At 74.2% G+C, this 15,438-nt stretch carries 13 protein-coding genes, 1 pseudogene and 1 CRISPR repeat array; of the genes and pseudogenes, 8 read left to right on the top strand and 6 right to left on the bottom strand.

Annotation, left to right across the window (positions count from 1 at the left end):
- Nucleotides 1-72: 72 nt before the first annotated feature.
- Together cas2e and BU198_RS08500 are read left to right on the top strand one after the other, a co-directional pair.
- Nucleotides 73-396 carry a type I-E CRISPR-associated endoribonuclease Cas2e gene (gene cas2e, locus BU198_RS08505; protein WP_188296235.1) on the top strand — a complete coding sequence of 108 codons (324 nt, stop codon included), beginning with the start codon at nucleotides 73-75 and terminating at the stop codon, nucleotides 394-396.
- A 357-nt stretch (nucleotides 397-753) separates the two neighbouring features.
- Nucleotides 754-1,697: a CRISPR direct-repeat array (repeat unit 29 nt; unit sequence CGGCTGACCCCCGCGGGTGCAGGGAGGAC).
- Between the two features lie 1,201 nt (nucleotides 1,698-2,898).
- Nucleotides 2,899-3,720 (top strand): lipase family protein, encoded by an 822-nt coding sequence (locus BU198_RS08500; protein ID WP_188296234.1) that lies wholly within the window; start codon nucleotides 2,899-2,901, stop codon nucleotides 3,718-3,720.
- A gap of 67 nt (nucleotides 3,721-3,787) precedes the next feature.
- Here BU198_RS08500 and BU198_RS08495 read toward each other — a convergent pair whose 3' ends face one another.
- Together BU198_RS08495 and BU198_RS08490 are read right to left on the bottom strand one after the other, a co-directional pair.
- Nucleotides 3,788-4,474 (bottom strand): response regulator, encoded by a 687-nt coding sequence (locus BU198_RS08495; protein ID WP_188296233.1) that lies wholly within the window; start codon nucleotides 4,472-4,474, stop codon nucleotides 3,788-3,790.
- A gap of 34 nt (nucleotides 4,475-4,508) precedes the next feature.
- On the bottom strand, nucleotides 4,509-5,813 hold the full coding sequence (locus BU198_RS08490; RefSeq protein WP_188296232.1) for a sensor histidine kinase: 1,305 nt from the start codon (nucleotides 5,811-5,813) through the stop codon (nucleotides 4,509-4,511).
- 166 nt (nucleotides 5,814-5,979) lie between these two features.
- Between BU198_RS08490 and BU198_RS08485 the strand changes: the two genes are divergently transcribed.
- The 4 genes from BU198_RS08485 to BU198_RS08470 all read left to right on the top strand — a co-directional run bounded on the left by BU198_RS08485 (nucleotide 5,980) and on the right by BU198_RS08470 (nucleotide 9,895).
- Nucleotides 5,980-6,912 (top strand): ABC transporter ATP-binding protein, encoded by a 933-nt coding sequence (locus BU198_RS08485; protein WP_188296231.1) that lies wholly within the window; start codon nucleotides 5,980-5,982, stop codon nucleotides 6,910-6,912.
- The gene (locus BU198_RS08480; RefSeq protein ID WP_188296230.1) at nucleotides 6,902-7,663 is read left to right on the top strand and encodes an ABC transporter permease; all 762 of its coding nucleotides are present in this window, start codon (nucleotides 6,902-6,904) and stop codon (nucleotides 7,661-7,663) included. Before BU198_RS08485 ends, BU198_RS08480 begins: the two co-directional genes overlap by 11 nt.
- A 520-nt stretch (nucleotides 7,664-8,183) precedes the next feature.
- The gene (locus tag BU198_RS08475) at nucleotides 8,184-8,984 is read left to right on the top strand and encodes a metal-dependent hydrolase (RefSeq protein WP_188296229.1); all 801 of its coding nucleotides are present in this window, start codon (nucleotides 8,184-8,186) and stop codon (nucleotides 8,982-8,984) included.
- Nucleotides 8,985-9,118: 134 nt separating this feature from the next.
- The gene (locus BU198_RS08470) at nucleotides 9,119-9,895 is read left to right on the top strand and encodes an SDR family NAD(P)-dependent oxidoreductase (RefSeq protein WP_188296228.1); all 777 of its coding nucleotides are present in this window, start codon (nucleotides 9,119-9,121) and stop codon (nucleotides 9,893-9,895) included.
- Between the two features lie 12 nt (nucleotides 9,896-9,907).
- On the opposite strand, the gene BU198_RS08465 is transcribed toward BU198_RS08470, so the two are convergent.
- Nucleotides 9,908-10,921 (bottom strand): terpene synthase family protein, encoded by a 1,014-nt coding sequence (locus tag BU198_RS08465; protein WP_188296227.1) that lies wholly within the window; start codon nucleotides 10,919-10,921, stop codon nucleotides 9,908-9,910.
- Between the two features lie 64 nt (nucleotides 10,922-10,985).
- Nucleotides 10,986-11,606, bottom strand: a complete 621-nt coding sequence (locus BU198_RS08460; protein ID WP_317620027.1) for a helix-turn-helix domain-containing protein — start codon at nucleotides 11,604-11,606, stop codon at nucleotides 10,986-10,988.
- Between the two features lie 225 nt (nucleotides 11,607-11,831).
- Between BU198_RS08460 and BU198_RS08455 the strand changes: the two genes are divergently transcribed.
- Nucleotides 11,832-13,280, top strand: coding sequence for an MFS transporter (locus BU198_RS08455; RefSeq protein ID WP_188296225.1), 1,449 nt, complete (start codon nucleotides 11,832-11,834; stop codon nucleotides 13,278-13,280).
- Complete coding sequence (locus tag BU198_RS08450; protein ID WP_188296224.1) at nucleotides 13,277-13,717, top strand: cupin; 441 nt, start codon at nucleotides 13,277-13,279, stop codon at nucleotides 13,715-13,717. Before BU198_RS08455 ends, BU198_RS08450 begins: the two co-directional genes overlap by 4 nt.
- 87 nt (nucleotides 13,718-13,804) lie before the next feature.
- Here BU198_RS08450 and BU198_RS08445 read toward each other — a convergent pair whose 3' ends face one another.
- Both BU198_RS08445 and BU198_RS08440 read right to left on the bottom strand, forming a co-directional pair.
- Nucleotides 13,805-14,581, bottom strand: coding sequence for an alpha/beta fold hydrolase (locus BU198_RS08445; protein WP_188296223.1), 777 nt, complete (start codon nucleotides 14,579-14,581; stop codon nucleotides 13,805-13,807).
- 108 nt (nucleotides 14,582-14,689) lie between these two features.
- Nucleotides 14,690-15,438, bottom strand: a pseudogene (locus BU198_RS08440) (hypothetical protein); the annotation flags it as partial.

Here is a 15,438-nt window from a genome sequence, read left to right as displayed (position 1 = left end):
CCGCTGCCTGTCCGCTCCTTCCCATGTCCCTTCCCTTGCCCCTGCCCGTACTCGGCCCGTCAGGGAGCGCCGATGGCAGCCATGACCGTGCTGTCCGCGACCGCGGTCCCCGACCACGTGCGCGGAGCGCTGACCCGCTGGCTCATCGAAGTCACCCCGCAGCTGTACGTCGGCACCATCTCCGCCAAAGTCCGCGAAGAACTCTGGCAGGCCGTCAGCGGCTGCGTCGGCACAGGGGTGGCGGTTCTGGTCCACACGGCGGCCAACGAACAGGGCTTCGAACTGCGTACGGCGGGTGAACAGCGACGGAAGCCGGTCGACTTCGACGGGCTGACGCTCGTCGCGATGACCGGGGCGCAGCCCGCGGCCGACGACCAGGAGGCGGCGGGGCCGTAGGCGCGCGGGGACCAGCCGTCCCCACGTGGACGTGCGTGAGACCCGGTTGCGGCGTTCCCGCAGGGGACATCAAGCTGAGCGCGGCGGATGACGTCGCGCTCAGCCGGCTCCGTTGACACAGGGAACTGCGCCGCCTGACACGGCGGCAGGCCGAACCCGGCTGACCCCCGCGGGTGCGGGGAGTTCCTCTTCGCCCTCTATTTCCTACGGCGTATCCGCGGCTGACCCCTGCTCGTGGCAGGGAGGATGTCGTGTCGACGACGCTCAGGCGCCAGACCGGTGGTGCCGCCGCTGTTGAGGGTCGGCTGACTTCGGGGGCGGAAGGGAGAAGCATCGTCCCGGGTTGGCAGGACGGGGCGGCTGACCCCCGCCGGTGCGGGGAGGGCCGCCGGGAGCGCCGCGTGCGCACCATCGGAAGCGGCTGACCCCCGCGGGTGCGGGGAGGACACGATCTCCGGCATCGGCCGGGAGCCCTCGAACGGCTGACCCCCGCGGGTGCGGAGAGGACCTCTGTGGGAACCGCTGGGGGAGGCGCGCTCTCGGCTGACCCCCGCGGGTGCAGGGAGGACGCGACGACCGCCAGACCCTCCCTGCGACAGGACGGCTGACCCCCGCGGGTGCAGGGAGGACGAGCAGACTCCGTGCCGGAGCAGCCGCCCGAGCGGCTGACCCCCGCGGGTGCAGGGAGGACGTGTCCGACCGCGGCGCCGGCCTCGACGTGATCGGCTGACCCCCGCGGGTGCAGGGAGGACCTGACCATGTCACGGCAATACCCGGCATAGTTCGGCTGACCCCCGCGGGTGCAGGGAGGACGCACGCTCTCGGAAGGGGAGCCCTGCCATGGACGGCTGACCCCCGCGGGTGCAGGGAGGACCTCCCCCGCGAAGGCTGGGACGAGATCCGCCACGGCTGACCCCCGCGGGTGCAGGGAGGACACTACGACCCGCAGGGTCACCTCACCTCCCAGCGGCTGACCCCCGCGGGTGCAGGGAGGACCGGAAGAATGGGAGTAAGGGACTCCTGGAGGTCGGCTGACCCCCGCGGGTGCAGGGAGGACCCACTCGTAGTGCTGCTCGTACCGCTGGTGCTCGGCTGACCCCCGCGGGTGCAGGGAGGACCCTTGAAGAGGAAGGGGTGGGGGCGCCGTCGTCGGCTGACCCCCGCGGGTGCAGGGAGGACGTCCGCGAGCTGGTCCGCACCCACGGCCGGCCCGGCTGACCCCCGCGGGTGCAGGGAGGACGTAGCCGGCCAGGCCGCCGACGCCGTACCACGCGGCTGACCCCCGCGGGTGCAGGGAGGACACTTCGTGACCTGTGGCGCAGCAGGGGCTTTGCCAATTCTTGACCATTGCTCGATGGTTGAATCGGAGCGGGCTCAGGGTTGCCTGCTGGGTGAGCTGTTGAGATGCCAAGGATCGTTGGCACATCGTGTCACGGTTGGTTTGGCGATGACCACTGCTTCGCTGCGTGGGGCAGTCAGAGGACTGTCGAGGCGTCAAATTTTGCCGGTGGTGTCACACGGCCGCTGCGGTAGCCACCTCGCGGCGGGCGGGCGGGCGGGCGGGAGTGGTGTCGGGGTCAAGGTGCGGTGGCTGAAGTGGCCGATGAGTCGAGGTGGTTGGGGCGGCTGTAGAGGGTGTGGGCGCCGAGGTGGTTCGAGGTGCGGACTTTGGCACCCGGACCCGGTCGGCCTGCGATTCCGTACTGCGTGGTCGGGCCTGATCGCCACCAGCAGCAGTCAGTAGGTCCCCGTCCCGGTCGGGTTGGAGCCGCTGACGACGAGGTCAAGCCGGAGGTCCTCGTCGGGCAGCGCCGGGCCCGCGGCGCCGGAAGGCGGATGGCCTCGATCTGCGCCGGCGTTTTCGTCCGGGCCCGGGGTGGGGCTGCTCGACGGGTGTGGCGCCGCCCCGCCTGCTGGACTGCCGCCGTGGAGATTTCCGCTCGGTTCCCTGTTACCTGGTCGCGGCCGGATGTGTTGTCCGTGGAGGGTGGCGGGGTGCTGACCGCCGCCGGACGGTGGCCGGGCGCAGTTCATTACGAACCGCACCGCCGTGCAGGTCTGGCCGCCCACGCGGCGACCGCCGCCCGTACTCTGGCGTGCGGGTTCCCCGGGGAGGCCGGGTTCAGTCCGCTTCGGTGGCTGGTGCACTCACGGGGTGATCCGGGCGCAGGAACTGTTGGAGGCCGCGGAGTTGCCGGTGGAGCGGGGCGCCCAGTTGAGCGGTCCCACCGCCATGGACTCCCCGCGTCGGTACCTGGCGGAGCGGACTTGGCCCGCTCCCAGCGCGTACCGCATCGCGACAGCCCGGCGCCCGGGGGTGGAGGGCCCGATCCGGTGCGGCCGGGGTGAGTGGCGTGGCCTGGCCGCTCGCGAACTGCGCGGGCGGTAGCGTCACCCTTGGTCACCAGAGTGTCACGGTGCGCCCTCTTCGGAGGGGGCGCCCGGCCGGGCCCTGGAGTCGACCAGCCGTCCCGATCGTCGAACCGACAGGAGCGTCTTTCCGTGGCCGTACCCACCGCCTTCGACCAGCACGCCACCGGCTACAGCCTCCCGCACGCCTACTGGCTGGCCAAGGCCTCCGACCTGGCCTACAAGGACGAGGCCACCATCGAGGAGCAGGCCCAGGCCTGGGGGTTCGACGCGGTGCGCCACCACCGGACGAGCTTCACGCCGCCGTTCCCGCTCCAGGACACCCAGGCCTACACCATGGGCGGCGATAACATGATCATCACCGCGTTCCGCGGCACCGAGCCCGCGCAGATCCGCGACTGGCTCACCGACGGAACCACCCCGCCCTGGCCCGGACCCGCCCGGACGGGCTACGTCCACTACGGCTTCGCCGAGGCCCTGGACTCCATCTTCCCCGACGTCGCCAAGGCCGTCTCCGACCTGCGGACCGACGACCAGACCGTGTGGTTCACCGGGCACAGCCTCGGTGGCGCCCTCGCCATGCTCGTCGCCGCCCGGCTCGACCTGGAGGACCCCCGGCTGGCGGCCGACGGCGTCTACACCTTCGGCCAGCCGCGGACCTGCGACCGGCTGCTCGCCGCCGCGTACAACAAGGGCCTCCAGGGGCGCACCTTCCGGTTCGTCCACGGCAACGACATCGTCCCCGAGCTGCCTCCGGAGCCCGTCTTCACGCATGTCGAGACGCTGCGCCACATCGACTCCGCGGGCCGCGTCAAGGAGAAGGCCGGGCTGGTCTCCGCGCTGACCGACCGGGCCAAGGGGCTGGGCACCGCGGCCTTCTCCCCGGACGGCGAGGGCATCCGCGACCACCTGATGCGGAGCTACCTCGCCGCGCTGGAGAAGGCCCTGGCCTGATCCGTGCCGCTCCGAGGTCCGGGTGCGTTCGGTCCCGCCGGGCGCACCCGGACCCGGGCCGGAGCGGTCAGGCCCGTTGGCGTGGGGTGAGCAGTCCGCTCTCGTAGCCGATGATCACCAGCTGGACCCGGTCGCGGGCGTCGAGCTTGTCCAGGAGATGGCCGAGGTGGGTCTTCACCGTGGCCATGGAGACGTAGAGCTCCCGTGCGATCTCCGCGTTGGACCGGCCGGCGCCGACCAGTTCGAGGACCTGCCGCTCCCGGCCGGTCAGGCCGTCCAGAGCGGGGGGCGGGCCGGGCGGGTCGGTGGCGGGGTGGCGACAGAACTCCGCGATCAGCCGCCGAGTGACGCTCGGGGAGAGGAGGCTCTCCCCGGTGGCCACCACCTGGATCGCGCGCAGCAGTTCGACGGGCGGGATGTCCTTGAGCAGGAATCCGGCGGCTCCTGCCCGCAGTGCCGCGAAGACATGCGCGTCCAGGTCGAACATGGTGAGCATCAGGACCCGTACGTCCGGGCTGTGTTCGCAGATCGCCCGGGTGGCCTCGATGCCGTCCATGCCGGGCATCCGCACGTCCATCAGCACCACGTCGGGCCGTTGTTCTGCGGCGAGTTCGACCGCGGCGGCGCCGTCGGCGGCCTCGCCGACCACCGTCAGGCCGGGTTCGGCGTCGATCAGCATGCGGAAGCTGCCGCGCAGTAGCGCCTGGTCGTCCACGACCAGGACACGGACGGGCTCGGTCACGGCATCCTCCATACGTTCGTTCTTCCCGCTTCGATCCTGTCGCCGATCAGGGCTCAGCACCTGCGGTTTCCGCTTCGGTGGTCCGGTAGGGGAGATCGGCGCGAACTGCGAAGCCGCCGTGGGCCAGTGGGCCCGCCTGGAACCGTCCGCCGAACAGCTCGACCCGCTCCCGCATCCCGATCAGGCCGTGGCCGCTTCCGTGGCCGGGGGTGTCGGAATGCCCGGGGCCGTGCCAGGGCGGCTGTCCGCCCGGGCCCGGGCGGCGGGTGCCGCGGCCGGGGGCGGCAGCCTCGTTCGTCACGCCGATGCGCAGCTCCCGGCCGTCGGCGACCAGTTCGACCCGGCACCGCGTGGGGCCGGCGTGTTTGAGGACGTTGGTCAAGGCCTCCTGGACCACCCGGTAGGCGGAACCCTGCACGCCCTGGGGGACGTCGGCGGCGCCCTCGATGTGCAGTTCGGCGGTGAGCCCGGCCGCCTCGGCGCCAGCCAGCAGCCCGGGCAGCGCCGCGAACCCGGGCGCGGGCCGGAGTCCGCCGACGGCGTCCGCCTCCGAATCGGGCACGCCGGCCCGCAGCACGCTGAGCATCTGCCGCATCTCGGTCAGGGCGGAGCGGCTGGCGGTCTCGATCACCCGCAGGGCCTCGCCCGCCGCCTCCGGACGGGTGGCCAGCAGGTGGTTGGCGACGCCGGCCTTCACCGCGATCACGCCCACGTGGTGCGCCACGATGTCGTGCAACTCCCTCGCGATCCGCAGCCGTTCCTCGGAGACGGCCTCCACGGCGACGCGTCGGGCCGAGCGGGCCGCCTGCTCGCGCCGCTCGCGAACCGCCCGACCGAGCACCCAGGCCGCCCCGGCCAGTGCCAGGCCCGTCAGGCGGAGCACCACGGCCTGGTCGCCGCCGCCCGGCGAGCCCGAGACCAGGAGCAGCACCAGCACGGTGGCGCTCGCGGCGCCGATCACCGGGGTGGGCACCCGCCGGGCCGGGGTGGTGACGGCCACCTGGTAGAGCGCGAAGGCCACCGCGAGGAAGGGCTCCCGGACCGCGCCCGTCACCGCCGCCGTCACCGAGGATGCCGTGACCACCGCGCAGACCCCGCTCGGGTGGGCCCGGCGCAGGGCCAGTGGCAGCCCCATCGCGACCGCGAGGCAGAGCCGGGTCGGCCACCCGCCGTGGGCGCTCCACGCGGGGCTGGGCAACGCCGCGAAGAGCGTGGCCAGCACCACGGCGACCAGGCCGTCCACCGTGGCCGACTCGATCCGGCGCAGCGGTCGGACCGCGCCCTCGGGGTGTGAAGCCGGGGGCGCGGGTGTCTGCGGTGATGGCGGCCAGGCCGGCGGGAGTCGGACCATGCGCACACCGTAGCCGTTCGGCCACGTCGGCACCTCGGCCGCCGGAATGACCGACTGCGGTAGGAGACGGTGCCGTTGGGCCGCGACGCCTCCACCGGCAGGTGGAGGCGGTAGTTCGGATCCGGGGCCGATGTGCGGAAGCGGTGCATCGAGGCAGCCTGTTGCCGTGATCGAAATCCAGCAACTGACCAAACGCTACGGAGACACCGTCGCGATCGACGGGCTCACCTTCACCGTCCGGCCCGGCCGGGTGACCGGGTTCCTCGGCCCGAACGGGGCCGGAAAGTCCACCACTCTGCGCATGATGCTCGGACTGGAACGCCCCGACCGGGGCCGTGTCCGCTACGACGGCGCGGCCTACCACGAACTGCGCGAGCCACTGCGGCACGTCGGCGCGCTGTTGGACGCCAGGGCGGTGCAGAAGAGCCGCACCGCCTACCACCACCTGTGCTGGCTCGCCCGCACCAACCGGATCGGCCGGGCCCGGGTCCGTGCGGTGCTGGCCGCGGTGGGCCTGGAGCCGGCCGCCACCCGTCGGGCCGGCGGCCTGTCGCTCGGCATGGCGCAGCGGCTCGGCATCGCCGCCGCGCTCCTCGGCGATCCGCCGGTGCTGCTGCTGGACGAGCCGGTCAACGGCCTCGACCCGCAGGGCGTGCGCTGGATCCGCACGCTGATGAGGGGCCTGGCAGCCGAGGGGCGGACGGTCCTGGTGTCCAGCCACCTGATGGCCGAGATGGCGGTCACGGCCGATCACCTGGTGGTGATCGGGCGCGGCCGGCTGCTCGCCGACAGCGGGACGGACGAGTTCGTCGCGCGGCACTGCCGCCCCCGGGTGTCGGTCCGCACCGTCGAGCCGGACAGGCTGCTGGGCGCCCTGGCCCGAGCCGGCCTGTCGGCGCGTCAGGAGGAGCGCGGCGCCGTGCTCGTCGAGGGCGTCGAGGCGGAGCGGGTGGGCCGGATCGCGGCCGGGGCCGGGCTCGTACTGGAAGAGCTGACGACCCGTACGGACTCGCTGGAGGACGCCTTCCTGGGCCTCACCGGCGGCGCGACCCAGTACCGGGCCGGAGTCGTACCGGAAGGGGGCGCGGATGTTCGCTAACTCGCCCACGGCCGTGTTCCGGGCCGAGTTGACCAAGATCGGGACGGTCCGGTCGACGCTCGTCCCGCTCGCCGCCGCCCTGGTGACCAGCGTCGGAATCGGCGTGGTGAACGGCGCCTCGGCCCGGTCGGCGATCGACCGTGGCAGCCACCTCCTCCGCTCCGACTTCGATCCGCTGGACGCGGGCTTCGTCGGCGTCCAGTTCGGCCAGCTGGCGCTGATCGCCTTCGCGGTCCTGCTGATCGGCGGCGAGTACGGCAGCGGCATGGTTCGTACCTCGCTCACCGCGGTCCCCAGCCGTGGCCTCTTCCACCTCGCCAAGACCGCCGCCGCGGCGACGGTGGCCCTGGTCGTGGCGTTGCCGACGGTGCTCCTCGCCTTCCTGGCCTCCCAGGCGGCGTTGGGCCCGCACGGTGTGGAGATGAGCCGTCCCGGGGTGCTCGGCGCTGTCCTCGGGGCCAGCCTCTACCTGATCCTGATGTGCCTGTTCTCGCTGGGCATCGCCACCGTGCTGCGCAGCACGGGGCCGGCCCTGTCGCTGCTGTTCGCCTTCGTCTTCGTGCTCTCGCCGGTCGCCGACTCCGTCCCGGCCCTGCATGCCGCCGCCCGGTACCTGCCCGACCGTGCCGGTGCCGAGGTCATGAAGGCCAACCCGGGCCTCAGCCCGGCAACCGGCTTGCTCATACTCGCGGCCTGGGCCGCCGCCGCCCTGCTGGCCGGGTATGTGACGCTGCGGAGACGGGACAGTTGAACCGTGCTCGACGGGTGCGCTGTCCTGCCTGGGGCGGTCGGCCGGTGCCGGGCGGCGAGGGGAACCGGCCTGGATGCCCCGGCGAGGGCCGTTCGGTGGCAGCGCCGGGCGCCGCAGGAGTGGGCCGGGCACCAGTCTCGACGCGCGCACCGCTGAGCGGGCCCGCACCTGCGAGGCGCCGGATGCGGGGGAGGCCACGGCCTCCGCCGCGTCGGTGGCGTGGAGGCGTGGAGGCGGTCAGGCGCTGGGCGCCGTGAGGCCGGAGATGTCGCGGCGCCGTGCGGCGCCGTGCCCGAGGCCCGGGACCGGGGGAGGCGCCTTCGTGCAGCTCGTCGGGGAGCAGGCGGAGGTGGCGGGCGCCGGCGAGGGCTTGCGTCGGCCCGGGCCTCCACCTGTGTGGCCGTGCGCGGGGCGCCCGGCCGGTCGGGGGATCCGGCGGGTGATCTTGGACGGATAGGCTGCCGTGATGTCAGGTCCTCGCGGAGAGGACGGAGCTGATCAGGATCGGTGGTGTACGGAGATGATGGGACCGGCGCATTCGCTGTCGGGTGCGACAGCATGGCTGGGGGTGGGGGCGGTGGCGGCCGGGATGGGTGAGCCGATGCCCTGGCCGGTCCTGCTCACCGGGGCGCTGATCTGCGCGGGGGCGGCGCTGGCGCCGGACCTGGACCACAAGGCGGCGACCATATCCAGGGCGTTCGGGCCGGTGTCCCGGGCGCTCTGCGAAGTGATCGACAACCTCTCGTACGCGGTCTACAAGGCCACCCGGGGCAAGGGGGACCCTCGGCGCTCGGGCGGCCACCGGACGCTGACGCACACCTGGCTCTGGGCCGTGCTGTGCGGGGCGGGCGCCGCGGCGGTGGCCGTGTACGGCGGCCGCTGGGGCGTGCTGGTGGTGCTGTTCGTGCACATGGTGCTGGCGATCGAGGGCCTGCTGTGGCGGCACGCCAGGGTCTCCAGCGACGTCCTGGTGTGGCTGCTGGGGGCGTGCAGCGCGTGGATGCTCGCGGAGGTCCTCGACAAGCCGGGCAACGGCTCGCAGTGGCTGTTCGAGGAGCCCGGGCAGCAGTACCTGTGGATCGGACTGCCGATCGCACTCGGCGCGCTGGTGCACTGCCTGGGCGACGCGCTGACCGTCTCGGGCTGTCCGGTGCTCTGGCCGATCCCGGTCGGGCGCCGTCGCTGGTACCCGATCGGTCCGCCGAAGGGCCTGCGGTTCCGGGCCGGCAGCTGGGTGGAGATCAAGGTGCTGACCCCGGTCTTCATGGGGGCCGGCGGGCTCTGCGCGGCGGGGGCGCTCGGCTTCTTCGGTAACGGCTGAGGCGGAGTTTGGTTCCAACGGCTGCGAGCCGGTGCCGAGTTGGGGGATCATCGGCCGGGTAGGCGCTGCTCGGCGCGGGAGGCCGGGTCTCCGGCGCCGGGAGCGTGGTCCTCGCAGCCGTGGGAGCGTGTCAGATGGTGGCGTCCGTACCGGGAGAGGTGGCGATCGTCACCGGCGCCGCCAGCGGGATCGGCCGGGCGGCGGCGCTGCGGCTGGCCGGGGCGGGCTGGACGGTCGCCGCGGTCGACGTGGACGCGGCCGGTCTGGACTCGCTGGCGCAACAGGCCCCCGGGGTAAGTCCGTTCGTCTGTGACGTCACGGACCGAGCGGCGGTCGCCGCCGTGGTCGGTGACGTCGGCCGCGAACTGGGGCCGCCCCGACGGCTGGTGCACTGCGCGGGCGTCGGCGTGATGGGGCGGCTGCTCGATCAGGACGCGGCCGGCACCCTCCGGGTGATGGAGACGGTGTACGGCGGCACGCTCCACCTGGTGCACGCCGTCGTCCCCGGCATGGTGGCCCGGGGCGGGGGCCAGGTGGTGCTCCTCGGCTCCATCGCGGGCTGGGTGCCGGTACCGATGGGCGGGGCGTACGGTGCGGCCAAGGCCGCGGTCCACTTCCTCGCCGAGACCGTCGCGGCCGAGCACCGTAAGGACCGGATCCAGGTCGTGTGCGTCTGCCCGCCCGCGGTGGAGACCCCGATGCTGGACCGGATGCGCAGCGACTCCCCTGAACTGATGGGCCGGGTCAGCGGGTTGAGCCCCGAGGCGGTCCTGGACTCGATGGACCGCGCCCTGGCCCGGGGCCGGCTGTGGGCCTTCCCCGGGCGCGGTACCCGCGTGATGTGGACCGCCCGGCGCCTGGCACCGCGTCTCCTCGGCCGGACGATCGGCCGTCTCGTGGTCGGGAAGTAGGCGGGGGCGAGGCTAGCGGTACCGCCCGGAGGCCGAGCAGAAGTCCACGCAGCCGCGCATCAGTGAGCGCAGGTCCGTCACGTACCGGTAGGCGGGGGAGCGCTCCTCGACCGCGAGCCCGAGCCGGTCGAGCAGGTGGGGCAGACCGGCCTCGGTGCGAAGGAAGGAGTCGGTGTAGCCGCGGACCATGGTGTGGATCCGGGCGAGCGCCTCACCCCGGGTGATGCCGTGCTGCCGTTCGAGGACGATCACCAGGTTGTGGTGGTCGCCCGCGAGCTCCTCCTTCGCGAGGGACTGCACGTCCTGGGTGATGTTGACGACGTGGGTGGTGAGGTGGCGCAGTGTGCGCAGGGGCCGGCTGCGGAGGACGTCATCCGGGACCTCGTACCGGCCTGCCCGCTCGGCGGCGTCCATCTCCAGGCGCACGGCGCCGGTCAGTTCGCGCAGGGCGAGGTACTCCTCGACGTCGAGGACGACACCCTCCCGGCGCTGTCGGCAGCGGGTGAGGCAGGCGGCGAACCAGTCCGCCCAGTTCTTCCCGGTGCGCGCCACGAACGCCGGTGACATGCCGTCGGTCCACCGCCGCCAGAGGTCGGTGAAGGCGCGGACGTGCGGGTCGGCGGGTAGCCGGCCCGGCTGCGGGCCAGTCAGCCGGCCCGGTGCGTCGAGGACGGCGGCCAGGGAGGTGAAGAAGGCGTCGGCCCGGCCGGGTTCGCCGAGGAAGCCGGGGTCGTCGGGAAAGTCGTTCCAGACCGACCACCAGGAGACCCAGTCGGCCACCAGGTCGAGGCCGTCGCCGGTGGCGTCGGGGTAGCTCAGGCAGGCGAACAGGGCCATGTCGTACCGGTCGTGGCGGCGCAGGGCCGCGTCGTCGGGGGCCAGGCCCATGCGTCGGACCCAGTCCCGGGTGTGCGCGGTGACCCGGGCGCGGTCCTGGCCTATTCGGTACGGAAAGGGCAGGTCGAAGGGCCATGACCGGGTGTCCCGGTGGGCCTGCTGGGCCGGCAGGGTGATGGAGGGTTCCACCGGTGAGGACTCCTCGTGAAGGCGGGAGGGCGCGGATGGGCGACGGCGGCTGCGGGCCGCCCGTTCAGCCCGCGGCGAGCAGGCCGTCGACCAGGGCGCGGAGGCCGTCCTGGTAGGTGTCCCCGGAGGTGAGCGGGGCCCAGCGGTCGGCGAGCCCGGCCAGCCGGGGCAGGTGTGCCGGGTCGAGGTCGGCGAAGACCTGCTGGCGGTGGGTCGGGCGGTCGTCCGCGGCCCGTCGGCGGGTCGCCGTCGCGCGGACCAGGATCTCGCCGGCGGTGTAGTACCAGATGGCGCGGTAGCCCTGGACGGCCCGGTCCGGTGACAGGCCGCACCCGATCAGGCCGTCGACGATCTGCTCGACGAACCACAGGGAGTGGGCGGACATCAGGTCGTCCCCGGTCAGCACCTCGACGATCCAGGGGCAGGCGGCGAGCGCCCCGTGGATGGCGGCCGCCGCGGCGACGACCCGCTCGCGCGGCTCGGCCGGCAGCCCGGTCGGCCGCAGCGTCCGCGCGGCGTAGTCGTCCAGCAGCAGGACGAGCAGCTCCTCCTTGTCGCGGACGTGGTGGTAGAGCGCCATCGGCGTGCTGCCGATCTCGCCGGCCAGGCGCCGCATGGTGAGCCGCTCGACGCCCTCCTCGTCCACGATCCGGCGGGCCGCGGTGACGACCTCCTCCCGGGAGATGCGGGGAGGCCGGCCGGTGGCCTTGCGCGGCGTGGCGGCCTTGCGCGGTGTGGCGGCCCCTCGCGGCGCGGCGGCCTCTCGCGGTGCGGTGCCCGTGCGCGGCGTCGACGAGGTCGACGAGGTCGCGGACGTCGGGGCCGGCGGCTGCGGTTCGGCGGGCTGCTGCATGCCCCCATCATCACCCGGGACTCGACAGCGGCGATCATCCAGGGCTACTTTCTTTACATGTATAAAAACTCACGGGGGCGCCCCGGCATGGTGCTGGCGGCGGTGACCGTCGCGCAGTTCGTCTTCGCCCTGGACATGTCGGTGGTCAACGTCGCCCTGCCCGCGATCAGGAGCGACCTGGGCTTCGCGCCGCTCGACCTCTCCTGGGTCGTGCACGTCTACGCACTCACCTTCGGCGGGCTCCTGCTGCTGGGCGGCCGGGCCTGCGACCTGTACGGCAGGCGGCGGCTGTTCCTGCTGGGCCTGGCCGTCTTCGGGCTCTGCTCCCTGGTGGGCGGGGTGGCCCAGGCACCCTGGCAGCTGGTCGCCGCCCGCGCCGGACAGGGCGTGGGCGCCGCGGCGGCGGCCCCGGCCGCGCTCGCGATGCTCACCACCACCTTCACCGAAGGCCCCCGCCGGGTGCGCGCGCTCGGCGTGTGGAGCGCGGCGAACGCTGCGGGCGGAGCGCTGGGCGTGCTGGCGGGTGGAGTGCTGACCGAGTACGCGAGCTGGCGCTGGGTCATGCTGGTCAACCTGCCCGTGGTGGCGGTGGCGTTCGCGCTGGCACCCGGCGGCGGACCGGACGAGGCGCGGCCCGTACGGCGGGAGCGGCCCGACGTGCTCGGCGCCGTGCTGGCGACCGCGGGGATCGGGCTGCTGGTGTTCGGCGTCGTCCGCACCGACGTCCACGGGTGGGGCTCCCCGGCCACCCTGGGGACGCTCGCCGCCGCGGTCGTGCTGCTGGCCGCCTTCGTCGTCACCGAGACCAGGGCCCCCGCGCCGCTGCTCCGCCTCGGCCTGCTGCGCAGCCGCTGGGTGGCCGGTGCCAACGCCCTGGTGTTCCTGGCCGCCGCCGGGCAGTTCACGGCCTTCTACTTCGTCTCCCTCTACCTCCAGCAGGTACTGGGCCTGGGCGCCGCCGCCACCGGCCTCGCGTTCCTGCCCTTCTCAGCCGGACTCGTCGCGGGCACCGTCGTCGCCACCCGGATCACCGCGCGCCGCACACCCCGCGTCGCCCTGGTGCCGGGGGCCGTCCTGGCCGCCGCAGGCCTGGCCTGGTTCGCGTCGATCAGCCCCGACGGGGGCTTCCTCGCCGACGTCCTCGGCCCGTCCCTGGTCACCAGCATCGGCACCGGGCTGGTCCTGGCGCCGGTCGCCGCCGCGGCGACCACCGGCGTGGCCGCCCACGAGGCCGGCATGGCCTCGGGACTGCTCAACAGCTCGCGCCAGCTCGGCGGCTGTGTCGGCCTGGCCGCCCTGGCGACCGTCGCCGCCCACCGCACCGGCGGTGCCACCGACCCCGCCGCTCTCAACGACGGCTACGCGGCCGGACTGGCCGTCACCGCCGTCCTCTTCGTGCTCGCCGCGCTCGTGGCGATCGCCGTGCTGCCCCGGCGGCGGCCGGAAGACCCCGGCCCCCGCCCGCTCACCCCCGCAGAGAACCGACTGGAAGGAACCCGCTCATGACCACCACTCCGATCGCGGCCGTGGACCTCTTCGCCTCGGCGCTGCACATCCACCCCGACGGCGACGTCACGGCCACCGAGCGGCGGATGACCGGCGGCGACACCGGGGCCTGGCAGATCGCGACCTTCCACGTGGAGACCGACGCCGACGTCCACGCCGACCACTGGGAGATGCACCCCGAGGCGGAGGAGGCGGTGTGCTGCCTGGCCGGCGGCGTCCGGCTCCACCTCCGCCCGGTGGAGCCAGGCGGGGCCGGCGAGCCTGGGGAGTCCGGGGAGGCGGGCGAGGCCGAGACCGTGGTGCGCCTGACGGCGGGCACCGCCGCGATCGTCCCCCGGGGCCGCTGGCACCGGCTGGAACTCGACTCCCCCAGCGACCTGATGTCGATCACCCTCCGTACGGGCACCCGGCTGGAGCCGCGCACCGGCGCCCACTGACGTGAGCTGACATGAGCCGGAGCTCACGAGGTCCGGAGCCCACGCGAGCCGGAGCTCACGAGGGCCGGAGCCCACGCGAGCCGGAGCTCACGAGGACCGGACGGCGGGGTGGGTGGGCTCCTCGTCCGGCCCACCCCGACCGTCGGACCGGCGGTCGGACCGCCGGCCGGTGCCGGCGATCCCGGCCAGCAGGGCGGCGAGCTTCCCTGGCATGGACAGGAAGGGGGCGTGGCCGCTGGGCAGCCGGTGCACGGTGTCGGCGCGCGCGGCGAGCACGCGCTGCCGGGACGGTTCGAGCGCCCGGTCGTGGTCGCAGATGACATAGCTGGACGGCACCGTGCGCCAGCCCGCCGTACGCACCGGCTCGGTGAAGGACCGGACGCTCTGCGGGGTCAGCCGTGCCACGGCGCGGTCGGCCTCGGCGTCGGGCACGTCGGGGAAGTGCAGCTGTCGGGCGTCCTTGCCCGGCGGGGTGTGGCCCGACTCGTCCTCCGGAGCGGGTTTCCCCAGGAAGGAGAACAGGCTTTCCCCCGCGTCCAGTTGGAAGGCGGCGAGGTACACCGCCCGCACCACGTTCGCCGCGCCCGCGATCGCCTCGGTGACGGGGGCGCCGCCGTAGGAGTGGGCGACCACCACCACCGGGCCGTCGATCCGCCGCAGGTGGTCGCGGATCACGGCCGCGTCCTCCGGCAGGCCCGCCGGTCCGGTGCCGTCGGGGCGGGCGGGGGCGGAGCTGGGCAGGTCCACGGCGTGGGAGCGCCAGCCGTCGGCGTCGAGGGCGGCCCGTACGGCGTCCCAGCACCAGGCGCCGTGCCAGGCGCCGTGGACCAGCAGGAAGGCGGGGCGGTCGGGGTCGGCGGTCATCCGTGGGTCCTCCGTCGTCCGGGAGGTGATCGATGGGCCTGTCCGAGTATCCGGGCCGAATGTGACGGGAGTGTGGCGGCGTGTTGCCTGCCGGCCGTGATCTGCCGCTCAGCGGCAGCCGGCGGCGCGGGCGGCGGGCGGGACAGCGGCCGCAACGGCGGTCGGTGCGGCAGCCGAGGAGGCAGAGGGGGCGGCGGGCGAGGAGTCGCCGGGCGCCGCCGCGCCGCCGGTGAGGCCGTGCCGCTCCGCCAGCACCCCCGCCTGGAAGCGGCTGTCGGCGCCCAGCGTGCCGTACAGGCCGGCGATGTGCCGTCGGCAGCTGCGCAGTGAGAGCCCGAGGCGGCGGGCGATGACCTCGTCCTTCAGCCCGTCGGCGAGCAGCCGCAGGATCGCGCCGCGCAGTTCGTCGGAGACGGCGCGGGCGGCGGCCGGCCCGCTGCGGAAGGCTTCGCCCCGGTGCCAGAGCGTCTCGAAGGTGTCGGCCAGGTGGTTCACCACGGACGGCTGGGTCACCGGCACCAGCTCGTCGGGCCGCCCGTGCTCCGGCAGGAACGCGCTCTCCCGGTCGATGACCAGCAGCGGGCCGCAGCTCTCCCCGGTGGTGCGCACCTCGGCGCCGGCCCGCGTCGCGGCCCGGGCCCGGCGCTGGGCGGGCAGGTGGAAGCGCGCCGGGTGCTGGAGGATGATCCGGATGCTCAACGCCGCTTCGGTGCGCGGCAGTTCGGCCAGCAGCAGCTCGGCCAGCCCGGCCGCGGCCGGGTCGCCCCCGGGGCAGCAGAGCAGCACCTCCCGGCGGGCCAGGAGCAGTCGGCCGACGACGCCGGCGTGCGCGGTTCCGGGGCCGGCCGGCATGGCGG

The sequence above is a fragment of the Streptomyces sp. CBMA156 genome (assembly GCF_014596515.1).
GTDB lineage: Bacteria > Actinomycetota > Actinomycetes > Streptomycetales > Streptomycetaceae > Kitasatospora.
Note: the sequence above shows the minus strand (reverse complement) of the source record. Positions and strands in the feature narration are given on the sequence as shown.

Coding starts and splice junctions, on each gene's coding strand:
- cas2e (WP_188296235.1), top strand. CDS start 73: ATGGCAGCCATGACCGTGCTGTCCGCGACCGCGGTCCCCGACCACGTG.
- BU198_RS08495 (WP_188296233.1), bottom strand. CDS start 4,474: ATGGAGGATGCCGTGACCGAGCCCGTCCGTGTCCTGGTCGTGGACGAC.
- BU198_RS08490 (WP_188296232.1), bottom strand. CDS start 5,813: ATGGTCCGACTCCCGCCGGCCTGGCCGCCATCACCGCAGACACCCGCG.
- BU198_RS08480 (WP_188296230.1), top strand. CDS start 6,902: ATGTTCGCTAACTCGCCCACGGCCGTGTTCCGGGCCGAGTTGACCAAG.
- BU198_RS08475 (WP_188296229.1), top strand. CDS start 8,184: ATGATGGGACCGGCGCATTCGCTGTCGGGTGCGACAGCATGGCTGGGG.
- BU198_RS08470 (WP_188296228.1), top strand. CDS start 9,119: ATGGTGGCGTCCGTACCGGGAGAGGTGGCGATCGTCACCGGCGCCGCC.
- BU198_RS08455 (WP_188296225.1), top strand. CDS start 11,832: ATGTATAAAAACTCACGGGGGCGCCCCGGCATGGTGCTGGCGGCGGTG.
- BU198_RS08450 (WP_188296224.1), top strand. CDS start 13,277: ATGACCACCACTCCGATCGCGGCCGTGGACCTCTTCGCCTCGGCGCTG.
- BU198_RS08445 (WP_188296223.1), bottom strand. CDS start 14,581: ATGACCGCCGACCCCGACCGCCCCGCCTTCCTGCTGGTCCACGGCGCC.